The organism is Kineosporia rhizophila (genome assembly GCF_021277265.1).
Taxonomy (GTDB): Bacteria; Actinomycetota; Actinomycetes; order Actinomycetales; family Kineosporiaceae; genus Kineosporia; species Kineosporia rhizophila.
On sequence record NZ_JAJSOH010000010.1, the window covers coordinates 93,903 to 113,734 of the forward strand.

18 protein-coding genes are annotated in these 19,832 nt (G+C 71.9%); 12 read left to right on the top strand and 6 right to left on the bottom strand.

What is annotated here, in order from left to right:
• Positions 1-66 precede the first annotated feature (66 nt).
• Entirely contained in the window at positions 67-1,527 is a 1,461-nt protein-coding gene (locus tag LWF15_RS16530; RefSeq protein WP_232811719.1) for a hypothetical protein, read from the bottom strand.
• 593 nt (positions 1,528-2,120) lie between these two features.
• Between LWF15_RS16530 and LWF15_RS16535 the strand changes: the two genes are divergently transcribed.
• The 4 genes from LWF15_RS16535 (at position 2,121) to LWF15_RS16550 (ending at position 6,326) form a co-directional block, all read left to right on the top strand.
• Positions 2,121-3,719, top strand: coding sequence for a sugar transferase (locus tag LWF15_RS16535; RefSeq protein ID WP_232811720.1), 1,599 nt, complete (start codon positions 2,121-2,123; stop codon positions 3,717-3,719).
• A 1-nt stretch (position 3,720) separates the two neighbouring features.
• Positions 3,721-5,118 carry a glycosyltransferase gene (locus tag LWF15_RS16540; protein WP_232811721.1) on the top strand — a complete coding sequence of 466 codons (1,398 nt, stop codon included), beginning with the start codon at positions 3,721-3,723 and terminating at the stop codon, positions 5,116-5,118.
• 68 nt (positions 5,119-5,186) lie between these two features.
• A complete protein-coding gene (locus tag LWF15_RS16545; RefSeq protein ID WP_408623430.1) occupies positions 5,187-5,765 on the top strand; it encodes an LbetaH domain-containing protein in 579 nt (192 codons plus the stop codon).
• A 45-nt stretch (positions 5,766-5,810) separates the two neighbouring features.
• On the top strand, positions 5,811-6,326 hold the full coding sequence (locus LWF15_RS16550) for a VOC family protein (protein ID WP_232811723.1): 516 nt from the start codon (positions 5,811-5,813) through the stop codon (positions 6,324-6,326).
• A gap of 4 nt (positions 6,327-6,330) precedes the next feature.
• On the opposite strand, the gene LWF15_RS16555 is transcribed toward LWF15_RS16550, so the two are convergent.
• Positions 6,331-7,539 carry an MFS transporter gene (locus LWF15_RS16555; RefSeq protein ID WP_232811724.1) on the bottom strand — a complete coding sequence of 403 codons (1,209 nt, stop codon included), beginning with the start codon at positions 7,537-7,539 and terminating at the stop codon, positions 6,331-6,333.
• 15 nt (positions 7,540-7,554) lie between these two features.
• Positions 7,555-8,373, bottom strand: a complete 819-nt coding sequence (locus LWF15_RS16560; RefSeq protein ID WP_232811725.1) for a mycofactocin-coupled SDR family oxidoreductase — start codon at positions 8,371-8,373, stop codon at positions 7,555-7,557.
• A gap of 203 nt (positions 8,374-8,576) precedes the next feature.
• Here LWF15_RS16560 and dhaK point away from each other — a divergent pair, with 203 nt between their 5' ends.
• The 8 genes from dhaK (at position 8,577) to LWF15_RS16600 (ending at position 17,034) form a co-directional block, all read left to right on the top strand.
• Complete coding sequence (dhaK, locus tag LWF15_RS16565; RefSeq protein WP_232811726.1) at positions 8,577-9,587, top strand: dihydroxyacetone kinase subunit DhaK; 1,011 nt, start codon at positions 8,577-8,579, stop codon at positions 9,585-9,587.
• Positions 9,588-10,244 carry a dihydroxyacetone kinase subunit DhaL gene (gene dhaL / locus LWF15_RS16570; RefSeq protein WP_232811727.1) on the top strand — a complete coding sequence of 219 codons (657 nt, stop codon included), beginning with the start codon at positions 9,588-9,590 and terminating at the stop codon, positions 10,242-10,244.
• Positions 10,245-10,248: 4 nt separating this feature from the next.
• Positions 10,249-12,717 carry a phosphoenolpyruvate--protein phosphotransferase gene (gene ptsP, locus LWF15_RS16575; RefSeq protein ID WP_232811728.1) on the top strand — a complete coding sequence of 823 codons (2,469 nt, stop codon included), beginning with the start codon at positions 10,249-10,251 and terminating at the stop codon, positions 12,715-12,717.
• Positions 12,718-12,834: 117 nt separating this feature from the next.
• Positions 12,835-14,046, top strand: a complete 1,212-nt coding sequence (locus LWF15_RS16580; RefSeq protein ID WP_232811729.1) for an inorganic phosphate transporter — start codon at positions 12,835-12,837, stop codon at positions 14,044-14,046.
• Between the two features lie 13 nt (positions 14,047-14,059).
• Positions 14,060-14,371: a hypothetical protein gene (locus LWF15_RS16585; protein WP_232811730.1), complete on the top strand. Its 312-nt coding sequence runs from the start codon at positions 14,060-14,062 to the stop codon at positions 14,369-14,371.
• Between the two features lie 3 nt (positions 14,372-14,374).
• The gene (locus LWF15_RS16590) at positions 14,375-14,686 is read left to right on the top strand and encodes a DUF3349 domain-containing protein (protein WP_232811731.1); all 312 of its coding nucleotides are present in this window, start codon (positions 14,375-14,377) and stop codon (positions 14,684-14,686) included.
• A 54-nt stretch (positions 14,687-14,740) separates the two neighbouring features.
• Positions 14,741-16,201, top strand: coding sequence for an aminotransferase class I/II-fold pyridoxal phosphate-dependent enzyme (locus tag LWF15_RS16595; RefSeq protein WP_232811732.1), 1,461 nt, complete (start codon positions 14,741-14,743; stop codon positions 16,199-16,201).
• A 38-nt stretch (positions 16,202-16,239) separates the two neighbouring features.
• Positions 16,240-17,034 (top strand): MBL fold metallo-hydrolase, encoded by a 795-nt coding sequence (locus LWF15_RS16600; protein WP_232811733.1) that lies wholly within the window; start codon positions 16,240-16,242, stop codon positions 17,032-17,034.
• A 3-nt stretch (positions 17,035-17,037) separates the two neighbouring features.
• On the opposite strand, the gene LWF15_RS16605 is transcribed toward LWF15_RS16600, so the two are convergent.
• Genes LWF15_RS16605 through LWF15_RS16615 form a run of 3 tightly spaced genes read right to left on the bottom strand, consistent with a single transcriptional unit; the run spans position 17,038 to position 19,464 of the window.
• Positions 17,038-17,505: a group II truncated hemoglobin gene (locus tag LWF15_RS16605; protein ID WP_232811734.1), complete on the bottom strand. Its 468-nt coding sequence runs from the start codon at positions 17,503-17,505 to the stop codon at positions 17,038-17,040.
• A gap of 40 nt (positions 17,506-17,545) precedes the next feature.
• Complete coding sequence (locus LWF15_RS16610) at positions 17,546-18,139, bottom strand: TIGR03086 family metal-binding protein (RefSeq protein ID WP_232811735.1); 594 nt, start codon at positions 18,137-18,139, stop codon at positions 17,546-17,548.
• Positions 18,140-18,195: 56 nt separating this feature from the next.
• A complete protein-coding gene (locus LWF15_RS16615) occupies positions 18,196-19,464 on the bottom strand; it encodes a hypothetical protein (protein ID WP_232811736.1) in 1,269 nt (422 codons plus the stop codon).
• Positions 19,465-19,832: the final 368 nt, after the last annotated feature.

Genomic DNA, 19,832 nt, shown 5'->3' on the forward strand with positions numbered 1-19,832 from the left:
TCCGGCGAGTCGGGATCCCAACAATGGACGGGTGTTTGCGCCGGGTTTGGGCGCAAACACCCCGGCTCAGCTGCTGGCCGCTCCGTAGACCGTACGCGCGTTCGTGGTGGTCTGGCTGATGATCTCGGCGCTCTGACCGGCGAACTCGGTGGTGTCCACGCCCCGGGACGACAGGAAGAGGTCGATGCACTCCATCGTGCGCCGCACGAAGACCTGGTAGTACAGCTCCTCGTCGGCGGCGGCGAAGTGCTCGCCCAGGTCGAAGTTGGTCACCTGCTCCCGCACGCTCTTCACCGCGCCGAAGTCCACGTCCCGCCGGTTGGCGATCTCGGTGTCCGCCTCGGCCGCGTTGGCCGCGTCCTGGCGGGCGGTGCGGGCGTTCTTCATCATCGCCGAGGGGGCGTTCAGCAGCAGCGCGGTGGCGGTGGACAGCGCGACCGGGCCGAGCTCCTGCAGTTCGGCCGAGCCCCCGGCGGCCAGCGAGCGCACCTCGTAGAGCTCGGGGTGCAGCGGGCGCAGGGCGTAGACCTGGCCCTCGACGAACAGCGTCTGGTTGGCCACGTGGGCCCGCACGAACAGGCTCACCACCACCTGCCCGCCCAGCGCCGACTGCTGGAAACAGGTGTAGACCCGGGCCGACTCGTCGCGACGGTCGTAGTACTGCTGGAGGTGGGCGGACGGGACCACCGTGACCGGCCGCCGGAAGTGCAGCGCCTCGGCCAGGTCCCGCTCGACCGGCCCGATCCGGTACAGCTCCACCCCGAGCGCACTGGCGCCACCCCTGACGTAGAGCCGGTGCTGGGCCGAGGGTCGCGGCGAGACCTTGCCCGGCAGCAGCTCCAGCAGTGCGGCCTGCAGGTCGGCCCCGGTCACCGGCTCGGACCCGGGCCCGGTCCGGCGGCTGATGTCGATCGTGATCTGCCAGTTGTCGAGCTTGACCCCGGAGCCGACGAAGGGCGCGCCGTCGGCCCGGTAGAGCACCGCGTTGCAGTGGTTCAGGTCGTGCAGAGCCTCCTCGGCCGCGAGGCTCGCCGGCGGCGGGGGCGGATCGGCCCGCGGGTCGAGCACCACCCCGATCGCCGCCCGGCGGGCCGCCCGCAACTGGGTGTACACCGTCCAGACCGCGATCACGTAGGCCCAGAAGATCAGGAACATCACCACCAGCACGAGCTCGAAGAGGTTCAGCGCCCCGGCCACCAGCAGGACGAACGACCCGATCAGGGCGGCCCCGATCGACCAGAGGGCGAGGTTCAGCCAGCGGTCGCGGGTGGCCCGCAGCTCCCGGGCCCGGGACGCGTGCCGGGCCAGGGCCACGACGTCCACCTCCCAGTTCGGGCTGAGGGCCCGCCGGCTCGGGAAAAGCAGCGAGCTGTGGGCGAAGTCGGCGATGTCGTCGTGCAGGTAGCAGGCCGCGCCGAGCAGCCGGGTCACCAGGTCGTCGGGCTGGGCCGGTTCCGGGCCGGGCTCGGCCAGGTGCCGCCCGGTGGCCGGGGCCCCCGGCCTGCCGGTGGTCTCGTTCACTGTCACCAGTCGCTCCTCGAGCATCTGAGGGAAGAAGCTCCGCCGGCACCCGCAGTCCCCGTGGCCGTTCGCCGGACCAGACGGTCAAATCACCATTAATCACCCAATGCAACGCGTCAATACCTGAGTGCCACATCCCTGCCTCACTTCGTGTACGGTTCTGATCGCAGAAAGTGATCTGGCAACACTGAGCGACCGGCCGGGCCAGGGAAGGCGGCGGCCACCGGCCGACCCCGTGGCTCGCGGCAATGGCGTCGCCGATTCCCGGGACCGCACCGGAATTCCTTTTCCGGGCCGCGCCTTCAGCATTTCCGCATTCGGTGGGCTTCACCCCTCGGGCGCACCCTCACCGATGTCCGGAAATGCCCGGGCACCGCTTTCCGGAAGGACCGGGAGGGCCATCGGCCGATCGGTGAATCCGCCATCGGCCGGGCGGGCCGGGCGTGCCACCCGAACGGGCCTGATCCGCCGGGACGGCCGGAAAGCCCGACGCAGCAAGATCATTCGTCCTAGCCTGGGCACCGGGTCCGGATCGGCCAACGGGGGTCAGTTCCGTTCGGGCCGTAGTCCGTGCCGTGGGGGGCCGAATTCCGATGTCCGTGTCCGAGGTTTCGGGAGCAGCACTGTCCGTCGAGCAGCTGATCCAGACCCAGCCGTCGGGCGTGCCCCGGCAGCCGGTGACCGATTCGGATTCCAGGCCCGGCGAACGGTGGGCCCCCGGCGCGGCCGAGGTCGGTTTCGACGAACTGCTGGTGCCCTCACCCCGCACCAATCACCGGATCACCCGGCGCCTGGAGCGCCCCCGCGACCTGCTGGCCCGTTACAGCCGGTGTGCGCGCCTGATCGACGCGGCGGTGGCCGCACTGGGCGCCGCGCTCGCGGTGCGGGTGCGGTTCGGCACCGTCCCCGACGTGTACCTGCTGCTGCCGGTGCTGCTGCCGGCCACCTGGGTCACCCTCGCCTGGCTCTACCGCACCTACGAACACCGCTTCGTCGGCGCCGGGGTGGAGGAGTTCCACCGGCTCACCCGGGCCGGCCTGATCCTGTTCGCCACCGTGGCCATCGTCGCCTACAGCCTGAACGGCAACTTCCCGCGCACCCTGGCCCTGATGTCGGTGCCGTTCGCGGTGCTCGGCAGCATGGCCGGGCGCTGCCTGCTGCGGATCGGCCTGCGCCGCTCCCGGGCGGCCGGGCGCGGCCTGCACCGCACCCTGGTGGTGGGCCGCAGCGACGCGGCGGTGGCCCTGATCGAGCAGCTGCGCCACACCGAGAACTCGCTGCACCACGCCATCGTCCCGGTCGGCGTCTGCCTGCCCGGCGAGGAGGTCTCCCCCTCGCACGTGCACGACGTGCCGGTGGTCGGCACCCCGTCCGACGTGCTCGCCGCGGTGGAGTACACGGCCGCCGACGCGGTGGCCGTGGTGTCCCAGCCGGACCTGTCCGGGCACGCCCTGCGCCGGCTCTCCTGGGCCCTGGAGGACCGCGGGGTCGAACTGCTGCTGTCCCCCGGCATCGTCGAGGTGGCCGGGCCCCGCCTGTCGATCCGGCCGCTGGCCGGGATGTCGCTGCTGCACCTCGAGCGCCCCCGGCTCAGGGGCACCCGCCGGGCGATGAAGGTGGCCTTCGACTACAGCGCCACCCTGGTCCTGCTGCTCCTGCTCGGCCCGCTGATGCTGGCCCTGGCCCTGGCCGTCCGGCTGACCAGCCCCGGCCCGGCACTGTTCCGGCAGACCCGGGTCGGCACCGACGGCCGCGAGTTCACCGTGTACAAGTTCCGCTCGATGGTCACCGACGCCGAGGCCCGGCTGCGCGAGCTGGCCGACGCCGACGAGGGCAACGGCGTGCTGTTCAAGATCCGCAACGACCCCCGGGTCACCCCGATCGGCCGGGTGCTGCGCAAGTACTCGCTCGACGAGCTGCCGCAACTGCTGAACGTGCTGCGCGGCACCATGTCGCTGGTCGGCCCCCGGCCGCCGCTGCCCAGCGAGGTGGCCGGCTACTCACCCACCGAGATCCGCCGGCTGCGGGTGCGCCCCGGCATGACCGGCCTCTGGCAGGTCTCCGGCCGCTCCGACCTGACCTGGGAAGAGTCGCTGCGGCTCGACCTGCGCTACGTCGACAACTGGTCGCTGGCGCTCGACCTGTCCATCCTCTGGCGCACCGTCCGCGCCGTCACCCAGGGCTCGGGAGCCTACTGACATGGATTCAACGCCCTCCACCCGCACTCCGGTCACGCAGACCGAACTGCCGGTGATCCTGCCGAAGGCCCCCACCCCCCGGGCAGTCCCCAGTCAGCGCCACACCACCCCGCTGGCCGGCCGGCACGTGCTGATGGTCGGCATCAACTACGCCCCCGAGCCCACCGGCATCGCGCCGTACACCACCGGCATGGCCGACCACCTGGCCGGTCACGCCCGCAGCGTCACGGTGCTCACCGGGATGCCGCACTACCCCAACTGGCAGCTCGAACCGCAGTACCGGTTCCGCCTGCGCAGCAACGAGATCGGCCGGCAGACCGGTGACGCGTTCGACGGCCTCACCGGTTCGGGCGCCACCGGCCAGGCCGGTGGGCTGACCATCCGGCGGCTGCGCCACTACGTCCCGGCCCGGCAGACCGCCGCCCGCCGGGCCGGCTACGAGCTCACGTTCCTGCTGAACTGCCTGACCACCCGGATCGAGCAGCGCCCCGACGTGGTGCTGGCGGTCACCCCCGCGCTCGGCGGGGCGGTCGCCGCGGCCCAGGTCGCCCGGCGCACCGGGGCCCGGCTGATCGTGGTGGTGCAGGACCTGATGGCGAAGGCCGCCTCGCAGAGCGGGATCTCCGGCGGCGGCCGGGTCGCCCAGGCGACCGCGGCCGTCGAGCGCCACGCCCTGCGCCGGGCCGATCTGGTGGCCGTGGTCAGCGAGTCCTTCCGCGAGCAACTGCTCGCCTACGGGGTGCCCGCCGAGCGCATCCGGCTGCTGCCCAACTGGACCCACATCCGCGCCTCGGACCTGTCCAAGGCCGACGCCCGCGACGCGCTGGGCTGGCCGCGGGAGCCCTTCACCGTCGTCCACACCGGGAACATCGGGCTGAAGCAGGATCTCGGCAATCTGGTCGAGGCGGCCCGGATCTGCGCGGAACGCGACGCCGGGGTGCGGTTCGTGATCGTCGGCGACGGCAGCCAGCGGGAGGCGGTCCGGGCCCAGGCCCGCGGGCTGCGGAACCTGCACTTCGTCGAGCCGCTCGACGGGGTGCGCTACCCGCAGTCGCTGGCCGCGGCCGACCTGCTGGTGGTCAACGAGCGGCCCGGGGTGGGTGACATGTCGCTGCCCAGCAAGCTCACCTCCTACCTCACGGCCGGGCGGGCGGTGATCGCCGCGGTCGGCCCGGAGGGCGCCACCTCCGCCGAACTGCGCCGCACCAACGGTGCCGCGCACCTCATCGCCCCCGGCGACCCGGCCGCACTGGCCGAGGGCGTGCTGGCGCTGCGGGGCCGGCCCGGCCACTGCAACGAGATGGGCCTGCTGGGGCGGGTCTACGCCGAGGCCAACCTGGGCCGCGAGGCCGCCGCGGCCCGCCTGGACGCACTGATCGAGGAGTGCCTGCAGCCATGAGCGAAGAGATCGACCTGACCCAGGCGCCGCCGGCCCGCCCCGCTGCCGCCCGGCGCACCGTGCCGCCGATGAACACCCTGCTCGCCCCGGCCACCCCGATCACCGAGGGGCTGCTCTCCGGCGACCCCGATCGTCCGTCGTTCGAACGTGACCTGGCCGCCTTCACCGGTGCCGGCTACGACAAGGGCCGCTCGAAGCTCTGGCAGGCGGCCTGGTTCGCCACGATGAACCTGGTGTTCTCGAAATGGTGGCTGCCGCCCCGTCTCCGGCCGGCCATCCTGCGGGCGTTCGGCGCCCGGGTGGGCGAGCGGGTGCTGATCCGCCACCGGGTGCGGGTGCTGTGGCCGTGGAACCTGAGCATCGGCGACGACTGCTGGATCGGCGAGGGCGCCTGGCTGCTGAACCTGGCCCCGATCACCATCGAGGACGACGTCTGCCTGAGCCAGGAGTCGATGCTCTGCACCGGGAGTCACCGGCACGACGACCCGGCCTTCGAGTTCGACAACGCACCCGTCCGGATCGGCCGGGGAGCCTGGGTGGCGGCCCGGGCGACCGTGCTGCGCGGAGCCACGGTGGAACCCGGCGAGGTGGTCCCGGCCCACGCCGTGCGCTCCCGGAACCGGCGATCAGGAAGCGCCCGTTCCTGATCCCCTCCTAGGCTGGTGCCGAACCCGTCGAGCCCAGGAGAATTCATGACCACCGTCCCCTCCGGCTACACGAGCGTCGCTCCCTGGGTGGTGACCGACGACACGGCAGCCCTCCTCGACTACGTCACCCAGGTGTTCGGGGGCGTGGAGATCGCCCGCATCCGGACCGCGGACGGCCTGATCGGGCACGCCGAGATCCGGATCGGCGACACCGTCGTCCTGGCCTTCGACCGGCGCCCCGACTGGCCGGTTGTGCCCAGCCTGCTCCGGGTTTTCGTGTCCGACACCGACGCCGTCCTGGAACGGGGCACAGCGGCCGGGGGCCGGGTGGTCACCCCGGCCGCCGACGACGCCTTCGGGCAGCGAGGCGGCCGGCTCCGCGATCCCTTCGGCAACATCTGGTGGGTGGTCAGTGTGATCGAACAGGTGAGCGAGGCCGAGATCTGGCGGCGCCTGGAGCTTCCCGAGCAGGCCGAGGTGATGCGGGTGGCCCAGGAGACGCTCGACGCCGAACTCACCGGCGTCGCCGGACGCAGCAGCCGGCCGTTGCCGCCCGACTGACCTGTCAGCGTTGCGGCTCGAGCACTTTCGGCTCTCTGGTCGCGGGAGCCACCAGGAACCCGACGGCCATGGCCACCGCCACCGCGAGCAGGGCACTCAGCACCGAGAAGGTGTCGCCGAGCAGGCCCACCAGCGGCGGCCCACCCAGGAACGCGCAGTAGCCGATCGACGCGACCACGCTCACCCGGGCCGGGGCGCGGGCCGGTTCGTCGGCGGCGGCGCTCATCCCGACCGGGAAGCCGAGCGCCGTTCCCAGCCCCCACAGCAGCGCCCCGGCGAAGGCCAGCGGGGCATTCGGAGCGAGAACGAACAGCAGCACCCCGAGCGCCGCGGCAGCCGCCATCGCCTGCAGCAGCACCACCCGGCCGAAGCGGGCCAGCAGGTGCGGGCCGAACCAGCGCCCGACCGTCATCGCGGTCAGGAACAGGGCGAACCCGAGAGTGCCCACCGAGTCGGAGGTTCCGTAACCGTCGATCAGGGCCACCCCGGCCCAGTCGTTGCCTGATCCCTCGGCGAAGGCGAAAGTCAGCACGAACAGCCCGATCAGCAGGGTTCGCGGTTCGGTCCAGGCCACCAGAGCAGACGTTCGCGGGGCGGCCGGGGCACCGGGTTCGGCTTCGGTCTCGTTGTCCGGCAGGAAATTACGGACGGCGGTGGGCACCGCGGCGGCAATCACCAGTCCGACGACGAGCAGGTGTACGGACGGGGCCACGTCCAGCCCCACCAGCAGCGCCCCGAGCAGGGCCCCGGCCACCGTGCCGAGGCTGAACCCGGCGTGGAAGCGGGGCATGATCGCCTGCCCCAGGCGCCTTTCCGCCACCGCCCCCTGCACGTTCATCGCCACGTCCCAGCCGCCCTGGGCGAACCCGAAGAAGACCAGTCCGAGCGCCACCAGCGGCACGCCCACCTCGTAGCCGATCGCGACCAGCACCACGGCCAGCCCGTCGAGCACCGCCATCACCGCCACCGTGCGGCGTGATCCGAACCGGTCGACGATCGCCCCGGCCATCGGCAGCGAGATCAGCGACCCGACCGCGATCGCCAGCAGGAGCAGCCCCAGCCGCCCCGGGCTGAGGCCGAGCTGGTCCTGGAAGTGCGGGATCCGGGAGGCCCAGCTGGCGAAGACGAAACCGGTGGCGATGAAGGCGGCGTAGGTGGCCCGCACCCCCGCCAGGGTGCGGGCGCGCTCGGCGGACTGCGGTGCGGCGGTCACGAAGTGGTGCTCCTTCTACTTCTTGTTGGTGAATCCTGCGTCCACCGGCAGCGCGACCCCGGTGATGTACCGGGCCTCGTCGCTGACCAGCCAGGCGACCGCGGCGGAGATGTCCTCGGCCTTGAGGATCGGTACCGGCAGGGCGTTCTGCAGCGGGCTGGACCCCTCGGCCGCGGCCTGGTTCAGGAACGTCTGCATGGCCTCGTTCATGACCATCGGAGTGTCCACCCCGGTGGGGTGCACCGTGTTCACCCGGATCGAGTAGGGCGCGAGTTTGTTGGCGTACAGCCGCATCAGGCCGACCACCCCGTGCTTGGCCGCGGTGTAGCCCAGCCCGCCCGGAGTGGCGCTGCCGATGCCGACGAGCCCGGCGGTGGAACTGGTCAGCACGATCGCCCCGCCCACCCCGCGCGCGACCATCGAGGGCCGGGCCACCTCCACGGTGTTGTAGACCCCGGTCAGGTTCACGTCGACGACGTCCTGCCACTCCCCCGGCCGCGGATCCAGCGAGATGGGCGCGATCCCGGCGTTGGCCAGCACGATCTCGACCGGCCCGAGTTCCGCCACCCCGGCGTCGAAGGCGGCCTGCAGGCCCTCCGGATCGCGCACGTCGGCGATCCGCGTGACGATCCGCCGGTCGAGCGCCTCGACCAGCCGGGCGGTCTCGGCCAGGTCGTCCGGCGTCGCCATCGGGTACTGCACGGTGTCGATCTGGGCGCAGATGTCGACCGCGACGATGTCGGCCCCCTCCTGCGCCAGCCGCACCGCGTGACTGCGTCCCTGCCCCCGGGCCGCCCCGGTGATGAAGGCGACCTTCCTGTCCAGCTTCCCCACGTCGAACACTCCCCTCAAACACGGCGTCGTTGCGGTGTCACCCCGAGTGGACCCTCCCGGTGCAGGCTAGTTCGTCAGGTGTCGACGAGGAAGCGGGGTCCGGGGACGGACCCTGGGAAGAGGCTCTGGTGGGGCCCGGGCGGCTGGCGTAGGTTGGCACCGACCGGTGGATCAAGAACCGCCCGAGGAGCAGGAGCACTCCGATGAAGAAGCTGCTTAACGCCCCCTCCGACGTGGTGACCGACTCCCTGCGGGGTCTGGCCGCCGCGCACCCGGAGCTGCGGGTCGACCTCACCCATCGGATCGTCTACCGGGCCGACGCCCCGGTCCCCGGCAAGGTCGGCCTGGTCTCCGGCGGAGGTTCCGGGCACGAGCCGCTGCACGGTGGTTTCGTCGGCCCGGGCATGCTCGACGCGGCGATCGCCGGTGAGGTGTTCACCTCCCCCGTGCCCGACCAGATCGTCGAGGCCACCCGCGCGGTCGACTCCGGCGCCGGGGTCGTGCACATCGTGAAGAACTACACCGGCGACGTGATGAACTTCGAGATGGCCGCCGAGATCGCCGCCGCCGACACCGGTACCGAGGTGGTCGCGGTGGTGCTCGACGACGACGTGGCGGTGCAGGACTCGCTGTACACCGCGGGCCGGCGCGGGGTCGGGGTCACGGTCCTCGCCGAGAAGCTGGCCGGCGCGGCCGCCGAGGCCGGGCGCGACCTGAACGGCGTGGCCGACATCGTGCGGCGGGTCAACGAGAACGGCCGCAGCATGGGCATGGCGCTCACCTCGTGCACCGTGCCCGCCGCCGGCCGGCCCACGTTCGACCTGCCGGAGAACGAGATGGAGATCGGGATCGGGATCCACGGCGAGCCGGGCCGGCGCCGGGTGCCGGTGGCCCCGGCCAAGGAGATCGCCGAGATGCTGCTCGAGCCGATCCTCGCCGATCTCGACTTCACCGGCGGCGACGGCTCGACCGGGGTGATCGCCTTCGTCAACGGGATGGGCGCCACCCCGCTGCTGGAGCTGTACCTGATGTACGGAGAGGTCGCCGCGGCGCTGCAGAAGGCCGGGGTGAACGTGGTGCGCTCGCTGGTCGGGCCCTACGTGACGAGTCTGGACATGGCCGGCTGCTCGGTCACCCTGCTGAAGGTGGACGACGAACTGACCGGCCTGTGGGACGCCCCGGTGCGCACACCGGGGCTGAGGTGGGGAGTCTGATTGAGCGAGATCGTCGATGTCGGCACGCTGCGGTCGTGGCTGATCCGGTTCGCCGGGGACGTGGAGGAGCACTCGGCCGAGCTGACCGAGCTGGACTCGGCCATCGGGGACGCCGACCACGGCTCGAACCTGACCCGGGGCATGAAGGCGGTGGTCACCGCGCTGCTCGACGACGCGACCCCGGCCAGCATCGGGCCGATCCTCAAGCAGTCGGGCATGACCCTGGTCAGCACGGTGGGCGGGGCCAGCGGGCCGCTCTACGGCACGTTGTTCCTGCGGATGGCCGCCTCGACCGGTGACTGCGACGCGATCGGCCCGGCCTCGCTGTCCAAGGCCTTCCACGCCGGGCTGGAGGGCGTGATGGCCCGAGGCAAGGCCGCCGCGGGCGACAAGACGCTGCTCGACGCGCTGATCCCGGCGGTCGAGGCGCTGGACTCGGCCCTGGCCGAGGGGCAGCCCTTCGAGGAGGCGATCCGCCGGGCCGCCGACGCGGCCGAGGCCGGGCGGGACGCCACCGTTGCGATGCTCGCCCGCAAGGGGCGGGCCAGCTACCTGGGCGAGCGCAGCGTGGGCCACCAGGACCCGGGAGCGACCAGCCTGGCCCTGCTGTTCCGGGCGGCCGCCACCACGATGATCGACGGTCAGGACGGCAAGTAGGGCGATGGTCGGCATCGTCGTCGTCTCGCACAGCCGGGCCCTGGCCCGGGCCGCCGTCGAGCTGGCGCAGGAGATGACGCCGGGCCGGCCGGTGCCGGTCGCGGTGGCCGCCGGGCTCGACGAGAACACCCTGGGCACCGACGCGGTCGCCATCGCCGACGCGATCGGCGAGGTGGACGGCGACGCGGGCGTCGTGGTGCTGATGGATCTGGGCAGCGCCGTGCTGTCGGCCGAGATGGCGCTGGAGTTCCTTGAGGACGAGGCGCGCGGGCGGGTGCTGTTGTGCTCGGCTCCGTTGGTGGAGGGTCTGGTGGCGGCCGTGGTCACCGCGGCCGGGGGCGCCGGGCGGGCCGAGGTGGCCGCTGAAGCCCGGAACGGGCTCGCTGGCAAGCAGTCTCAGCTGGACGACACCGTGGCTGACCCGCTCCCGGTGGTCTCTGAACCGGCTGCGCAGTGGAGCACCGCTCGCGTGAGGGTCACCCCGGCCCACGGCCTGCACGCCCGGCCCGCAGCCCGGCTGGTGGCCGAACTGCGCGCTGTGGCCGCCACGGTGGAACTGCGCAACGCCACCACCGATTCGGCCTGGGTCAGTGCGGCCAGCCTCTCCGGCATCACCACCCTCGGGCTGCGGTCCGGGCACGACATGGAGGCCAGGGCCACGGGCGAGCAGGCCCACTCCGCCCTGGCCCGGCTGACCGCTCTGGCCGGGCGTAACTTCGACGAAACGTCCTCTGCGGCAGTTCGACCGGAACCGGTCAACACTGTCAGCACCGTCGGCACTCCCCTGCCCGCCGCCCCCGGGATCGCCGTCGGCCCGGTCCGGCACGCGAACCCGGGCCCCACTCTGGCGAGCTACACACCGTCGCCGCCCGAAAACGTCCAAAAGCATTCTCCCCAACTGCAGAAGCAGGCCCTCGAAGCCGCCCTGGCCGCCACCCGCATCCAGATCGTCGAACTGAGAGAGCGCCTGGCGCACCAGGTTCCGGCCGACGAGGCGGCCATCTTCGACGCCCATCTGGCCCTGCTCGACGATCCGGCCCTGCTCGGCACGACGCTCACCGGGATCGAGGCCGGGCAGCTCGCCGCGCAGGCCTGGGTGAGCGCCGCGCTCCAGGCCGCCGAGCAGCTCGAACGCCTCGACGACGAGTACCTGGCGGCGCGCGGCGCCGACGTACGCGCGGTCGGCGACCAGGTGCTGGCCGAACTGCTCCCACCTTCTGCAGCCACCCAGAACCACAGCGCCCCGGGCATTCTGGTGGTCGAGGACCTCACCCCCGGGCAGGCCGCCGCGCTCGACCCCGACGTCACGCCGGCCGTGATCACCGCCTACGGCAGCCCGAGCGGACACGCGGCCATCCTGACCCGGGCGCGCGGGATCGCCGCGATCGTCGCCGCCGGCACCGACGTCCTCGATCTGCCCGACGGCACCACCGTCGCCCTCGACGGCACCACCGGCGAACTCGTGATCAGCCCGTCCCCCGAGGTCGTGGCCGACTTCACGGCCCGCGCCGAGACCGCCCGGGTGGCGGGCGAGAGCGCCCTGCGCTCGGCCCACCAGCCGGCCCTGACCCGCGACGGCTTCCGGATCCTGGTCGGCGCCAACGCCTCCACGCCGGCCGAGGCCACCGCCGCCCGGGCGATGGGCGCCGACCTGATCGGCCTGGTGCGCACCGAGTTCCTCTTCCTCGGCCGGGAGACCGCCCCGGGCGTGGACGAGCAGGAGTCCGCCTACCTCGACCTGGCCGACGCCTTCGGAGGTGAGCGGATCACGTTGCGCACCCTCGACGTCGGTGGGGACAAGCCGCTGTCGTACGTCCCGCTGCCCGCCGAGGCCAACCCGTTCCTGGGCACCCGTGGCCTGCGACTCGGCCTGCGGCGCACCGACCTGCTCACCGACCAGCTGCGCGCGATCGTGCGTACCGCCCGGCAGACCCCGGTCAGCGTGATGTTCCCGATGGTCAGCACCCTGGACGAGCTCCTCACCGCCCGCCGCCTGCTGAACGACGTGATGGCGGGCGAGGGCACCCCGCTCGGCCTGCAGGTCGGGATCATGGTCGAGGTGCCGGCGGCCGCCCTGAAGTCCGCCGCCCTGGCCCCGTACGTGGACTTCTTCAGCATCGGCACGAACGACCTCACCCAGTACACGCTGGCCGCCGAACGCGGCAACGAGGCGGTGGCCGCACTCGGCGACCCGTTCGACCCGGCCGTGCTGCACCTGGTCCGGGCCACCGTCAACGGCGCCGCCGGGCAGGCCGAGGTGGCCGTGTGCGGCGAGTTCGCCGCCGACGTGCGGGCCGGCGCACTTCTTGCTGGACTAGGGGTCACGGAGCTGAGCGTGAACCCGCGCTCGGTGCCGCAGATCAAGCAGACGATCCGCCAGCAGGACCTCGGCGAGGTCCGCGAATCGGCCGCGCAGGCGCTGCTCTCGGCGTCGGCGCAGGAGGTTCGCGAGTCGCTCCGCCGCAGGTCCTAGTCGTCGTGCGCCCTTCAGTAGTTGCCTCATCACACTAAGCAAACGACCGGCAAATAGTGCTGAACGCCTCGCCCGAACCCCTTTAACCGAACCCGGTTCGGGGTGAACCCTGACGGCGTGACGACCGCAACGGTGATTCTCATCCTTGTTGTCGTGGTCGCTCTGGCGTTCGACTTCACGAACGGCTTCCACGACACTGCCAACGCCATGGCCACGTCCATCGCAACCGGCGCCCTGACCCCCAAGGTCGCCGTCGCGCTGTCCGGCGCCCTCAATCTGGTCGGCGCCTTCCTGTCCGTCGAAGTGGCTCTCACGGTGACCAACGCCGTGGTGAAGATCCAGAACTCCGACGGCGCCCCCAGACCCGAACTCCTCACCGGCGGTGGGGCCGACCTGCTCCTGATCGTCCTGGCCGGCCTGGTCGGCGGGATCACCTGGAACCTGCTGACCTGGCTGCTCGGCCTGCCCTCGAGTTCCTCGCACGCCCTGTTCGGCGGCCTGGTCGGAGCCACCATGGCCGGCCTGGGCACCAGCGGGGTGAACTGGAACGGGGACGGCTCCAAGCTGGACGGCGTGATCGGCAAGGTGGTCCTGCCCGCCCTGGTCTCACCGCTGATCGCCGGGCTGGTGGCCGCGGTGGGCACCTGGCTGATCTTCCGGATCACCGCCGGGGTGGCCGAGCGCTTCACCGAGCAGGGCTTCCGCTGGGGCCAGATCGGCTCCGCCTCGCTGGTCTCGCTGGCCCACGGCACCAACGACGCGCAGAAGACGATGGGCGTGATCACGCTGGGCCTGATCGCCTCCGGCCACTGGACCGACACCGAGAACATCCCGTTCTGGGTCAAGGCCAGCTGCGCCCTCGCCATCGCGGCCGGCACCTACCTGGGCGGCTGGCGGATCATCCGCACGCTGGGCAAGGGCCTGGTCGAGATCTCCTCACCGCAGGGCATGGCCGCCGAGGGCGCCTCCGGCGCGGTCATCCTGATCTCCAGCCACCTCGGCTTCGCCCTGTCCACCACGCACGTCGCCACCGGCTCGATCCTCGGCTCCGGCGTGGGCCGGCCGGGGGCGCAGGTGCGCTGGCGGGTGGCCGGCCGGATGGTCGCCGCCTGGGTGATCACCCTGCCCGCAGCCGGCCTGGTCGGAGCCGTCACCTGGTTCGTCGCCGACCTGCTGGGCGGCGGGCTGTTCGGCGCCCTGGCGATCACCGCGTTCCTGGTCGCCGCCGCCACCTTCATGTGGCTGCACTCGCGCAAGACCCCGGTGCACTCGGGCAACGTCAACGACGAGTGGGAAGCACCTTCCGACCGCCAGCCCACCACGGCCTGAAAGGAGTTCCGGAATGCACACGCTCGAACTGATGTGGGAAGACATCTGGAAGATCCTGGTGGCCAGCCTGATCCTGGGCGCGGGCCTGCCGGCGCTGTTCGCCGTCGGCATCCGCTCACTGGCCTACGGCACCGGTGGTGACGCCGAGGAGCACACCGCCGGGAACCTGCCCGCGCCGCACCCGGTCGGCCGGCTCGGCGCCTACCTGTGCTTCGCGGTGGTGCTGCTGGTGGTGGTGCTGGGCATAACCCTGATCGTGGCCACCGGTTTCGGCAAGGAACTGAACTTCGACAACATCTACCCCACCATCCAGGACAAGGGCTGACTCATGTCCGACGAACTCAGCATGGTCAACCGGGTGGTGTCCTGGCTGCGGGCCGGATACCCCAGCGGCGTGCCGCAGCAGGACTACGTGGTCCTGCTCGGCCTGCTGCGCCGCAAGCTCACCGACACCGAGGTCCACCAGATCGCCTCCGACCTGGCCATGCAGGCCGAGCTCGGGGCCGAGATCACCACCGCCGACGTGGAACGGATGATCGGTGAGGCCACGCTGGACACCGCCTCGCCCGAGGACATCACCCGGGTCTCCGGCCGCCTGGCGGCGGGCGGCTGGCCCCTGGCCGAGATCGACAAGCCGTAGCCGGAGGGGACTGATCGACTGGCGGATGCCCGGGCCGGTACTTGCATAGGCGGCATGGACCACTCCCGGGCACCCGTTCTCGAAGCCCTCGCCGACTTCCGTCGCCGGGGTGACATCGTGTACGGCCCTCCCGGCCACAAGCAGGGCCGGGGGGTCGATCCCCGGGTGCTGGAGATCCTCGGCCCCGGGGTGTTCGAGTCCGACGTCCTGCTGCTGAACGGCCTCGACGACCGGCGCGAGTCCGGCGGGATCCTGCAGCAGGCACAGGAACTCATGGCCGACGCGGTCGGCGCCGAGCAGGCGTTCTTCTCCACCTGCGGCAGCTCGCTGTCGGTGAAGACGGCCATGCTGGCCGTGGCCGGTCCCGGCGAGAAGCTGCTGATCTCGCGCAACGCGCACAAGTCGGTGATCTCGGCGGTCATCGTCAACGGCACCATGCCGGTCTGGGTGCACCCGCAGTTCGACGAGCGCCTGCACCTGGCCCACCCGCCGCAGCCGCAGGACGTCGAAGAACAGCTGCGGGCCAACCCCGACGCCAAGGGCATGCTGCTGATCACCCCCACCGACTGGGGCACCTGCGCCGACGTCCGGGCGGTGGCCGAGGTCTGCCACCGCTACGACGTGCCGCTGATCGTGGACGAGGCCTGGGGCGCGCATCTGCCCTTCCACGACCGGCTTCCGGCCTGGGGCATGCACGCCGACGCCGACCTGGTGGTGACCAGCGTGCACAAGATGGGCGCGGCGGTCGAGCAGAGCTCGGTGTTCCACCTGCAGTACGACCGGATCGACCCCACGGTGCTGAAGCAGCGGGAGGACCTGCTCGGCACCACCAGCGCCTCCAGCCTGGTCTACGCCTCGCTGGACGGCTGGCGCCGGCAGATGAGCGAGCACGGCCCGGAGCTGATGGCCCGCGCGCTCACCCGGGCGGGCCGGATCCGGGGCCGGGTCGCCGAGCTGGACGGGCTCGGCCTGATGGGCCGCGAGGTGCTCGGCCCATCAGGCGCTTTCGACCTCGATCCGCTGGCCATCACGGTCGAGGTGCGTGAGCTGGGGATCACCGGCATGCAGGCCGCCGAGTGGCTGCGCGAGCACCACCGGGTCGACGTGGGTTCGGCCGACGTGTGCCGGTTCAACGCCCGGATCACGCACGCGGACGACGACGACACCGAGGCCCGGCTGATGGACGCCCTGGGCCGGCTGATCAGCGACGCGCCCCGGATGGGCGAGGCCCCACCGGTCCGGCTGCCCAGGCCCGGTGCCCTGGAACTGGAGACGGCCGTGCTGCCCCGCGACGCGTTCTTCGCTGCCGCCGAGACGGTTCCGGCCGACAAGGCGGCGGGCCGGATCAGCGCCGAACTGGTCACCCCCTATCCCCCCGGCGTGCCGGTGCTCGCCCCCGGAGAGGTGATCACCGACGAGGTGGTGGACTACCTGCGCAGCAGCGTCGCCGCCGGCACGCTGATCCCCGACGCGGCCGATGCCTCGTTGGAGACCCTGCGCGTAGTGGCCCGCTGACTCTTGCCCTGCACGACGATCCTGCCTGGGAGTGCCGCGTGCCCGACAGCCTGACCTTCATCGGCAATGCCACCACGATCATCCGTCTGGGGGGCTTCACCCTCCTGACCGACCCGAACTTCCTGCACCGGGGGCAGCGGGCCTACCTGGGCAAAGGCCTGTGGACACGGCGTCTGACCGATCCGGCCTGCAGCATCGCCGATCTGCCGCCGCTGAACGCGATCGTGCTCTCGCACCTGCACGGTGACCACTTCGACCGGGTCGCCCGGGCCGAGCTCGACCGGGAGCCGCCGCTGATCACCACCCCCGCCGCGGCCCAGCGTCTGCAGCGCTACGGTTTTCGCACGCACGGTCTTGAGTCGTGGACGGAGCACCGGCTGGAACTCGGCACTGAACAGCTGACCGTGCACGCGGTGCCCGGTTTCCACGCCCGGGGACTGCTGGGCATGGTGCTGCCCCCGGTGATGGGAAGCGTGCTGGAACACCGCACGGCCGACGGGCAGACCCGGCGGATCCTGATCTCCGGCGACACCCTCACCGGAGACCACGTGGACGAGATCCGCGAGCGCTTCGGCCATTTCGACACCGCGATCGTGCACCTGGGTGGCACCCGGGTGCTCATGCACACGGTCACGATGGACGCCGTGCAGGGCGTCGACTACCTGCAGCGGGCCCGGCCCGGCCAGGTGATCCCGGTGCACTACGACGACTACCGCGTCTTCCGTTCACCGCTGGCCGATTTCGAGGCACTGTTCGACCGCTCGTCCCCCCGGGAGACCGGCATGACGCTGACCAAGGCGGCCCGCGGCCAGACCGTGGACCTGCTGCCCTGAGCCTCAGGGCCGGTAGGGCGGCGCCACCCCCCACCCCCAGCGCGGCACCGGGGCCTGCTCGACCACCTGGGCCCCGGGCTGCGAGTTGCCCATCGCCAGCCGGGTGCCCCACTCCACGTAGCCCACGAAGGCGGCCCGGAACTCCGGGTCGTCCGGCAGCCCGGCGTCGTCGGCGGCACGACTCATCAGCGAGGCGAACCGGAACCGCATCTCCGGCGTGATCCCCAGCCCGATGTGGTGGCGCAGCATGGCCGGATAGCCGCCCAGGGTCTCGCTGTACCCCGAAGGCCCGCCGAACACCTCCCGCCACCACACCGTCACATGCTCGCGATGAGCGCTGCTCACCCCGCCCGGGAAGAGGGGTGAGAGCAGGTCGTCCTGCTCCACCCGGTCGTAGAACGCGTTGATCAGCGACTCGAAGGCCGCCGCCCCACCCGCCCAGTCGTACAGACTGGGCTCATCCGTCGTCATGTAATCATGATTACATCGACCGGCCCCGGCTATGTGCGTTTTACGGACGGAGTCCCGGTCGCCACTGCGGGTCGCGTCCGGTGAGCGCCAGCGTACGTTCGAGAACGCTTGCCTCACCTGGCATCTCGACCACCGGCCCGAAGATGACCTGCCGCAGGGGCAGGTCGCCCTCGTCCCCGTCCTGCGACGACCAGAACTCGTGCAGCCGGGCAGCGAGCTCCGGGTGCACGCTGATCGCCTGGCCGGTGGCCACCGCCAGGTCCCAGCTGTGGACCACCACCTCGTCGAGGGCGACCAGGGCACAGACCTCGGCCGGCATCTCCACCCCACCGACTTCGGCCGCGCCCTGCCAGGCGGCCGGATCGGCCCAGGCCGCGGCCAGGTCGGCCAACCGCCGGGGCCCCTCCTCGCGCCAGTTCGGCGGCAGGTGCGCCGACGGTTCCGCCGGCCCGTCCGGCATCGGCAGCGGAGTCTTCCGGGCACCTGCCGCGAAGGCCAGGCTCAGCCCCATCAGGTGGTCGAGAACCTGGACCACCGGCCACTTCTCACAGGGGGTGGCAGCGCCCAGCTGCTCGTCCCGCACCCCGCTCAGCAGGCGGGTGGCTTCCTCGGTGGCCGGAGTGAAGTCGAACATGACGATCCTTCCCGAGACGGCTCAGTCGGGAGTAGGACCGCCCCGGCGTCCTCTTCTCATCGGTACTCACGACGCCGGGCCGCGATCCCGGCCCAGGCCAGCACCGCCCCCAGCAGCCCGACCACCAGGGTGAGCCAGCCGACCAGCCGCAGGTTCTGCCCGGCCGCCGCCCAGGCGTCGTCGGCGGCCTGCACCTGGCGGGCCAGCAACGCCCCGCTGTAGGCGTCGAACGCCTCGAACGAGCCGACCGAACCGTTCTCGGCCGGGTTGGAGGTGATCCGCCGGACGCCGCGGGGATTGCCCTTCTCCGCCTCTTCCAGCAGCCGCCCGTGCACCCAGCGGTACTGGGCCAGCCCCTTCGCGATCCGGTCCACGTCCTGACCGATCCGGGCCGGCTGCCCCTCCGCCGCCTTCCCCAGGTACCAGTCGGCGTTCTCCATCGACTCGGCCCAGGCGGGCTCCTCCTTCACGGTGGTGCCGTTCAGCGCCGCCAGGGCCTCGCCCGAGCGGGCCGAGAAGGCGGAGAAGCGGGTCTCGACCACGAAGTCGACCACCTGGAGGGCGTTCTCCTCGGCGTCGACCACCTTCTCGCGACTGTCCGCCACCACCACGGCACCGGCCACCGTGGCCACGATCAGCACCACCACACACCCGAGCAGGCCCAGGTTCAGCAGCCGCCGGGTGCGCCGGGTGAGCCACAGGTGCACGCCGACGATCACCAGCACGGCCACGATCCCGGCCAGCAGCGCGATCACCGGGGCCAGGTCGGCGGCCGACCGGTCGTCGTCCAGCCGGTCACGGCTGGCCTGCTGCACCTCGTTCAGCCGCGAGAGCACCTCCTCGCGCAGCATCTGCGAGGCTGCCGTGAGGGTCTGCGCGGCGTCTTCGTCCTGCCCCTCCTGAGCCAGGGTGCGCGCACTCTCGACCTGCATCGCGTACAGCGTGAGGTACTTGTTGGCGGTTGCCAGCCGGGCCGCGTCGGCGTCGGTGCGGGCCGCCGTGACCAGGCCGAGCAGGGCCGGCTGAGCCTCGAAGGCGAACAGCTTGTACCGGAACTGGGTGGGGTCGGCCCCGGTCAGGACGTCGGTGCCGGCGTTGGTGTCGGCGATCATCAGCGCGGTGCGTGCGGTCTGGATCTTCACCTGCTGGGCCGTGTCGGCCCGGGCCCGCTCCAGCGCGTCGGCCCGCCGCAGCAACCCCTGCCAACCCAGGACCCCGGCCAGGAGTGCCATCACCAGCACGGTGACCCCGGCGGCAAGAAGAAGGTTCGGCGTCGAGCGCCGGCTCCGGGACCGGCCGGGCCGGCCCTTCGACTGCTGGTGCATCAGGTTCGCCCTCGCCGCGTAGACATCACAGCCACCCAATCTGTGACAAGGAAACGCGAGGTGACGTTCAGGGGGCCGAACCGCCGACGGCACACCAACCCTGGACGACTGCACCGATCTCGCCGCCCGGATCCGGCCGCCGTTCGGCCATTCCGGGGAACATCCGGCCCGGCTGTAACACCGCTCCCGCACGACAACGATGCCCCTACGCTTCCGTAGCCTACGAAACCGCAGGTCAGATCCGGAACCGGTGATCACCTTCGTTCCGGTTGACCCTGCCCGGGCCTGCCCGCAGGCTGAAGGTGCCCGGTCAGGCCGGGCCCGTCGAAGCCTGTCGGCGCGGAACGACGCGAGGACCTCTCCTCGTC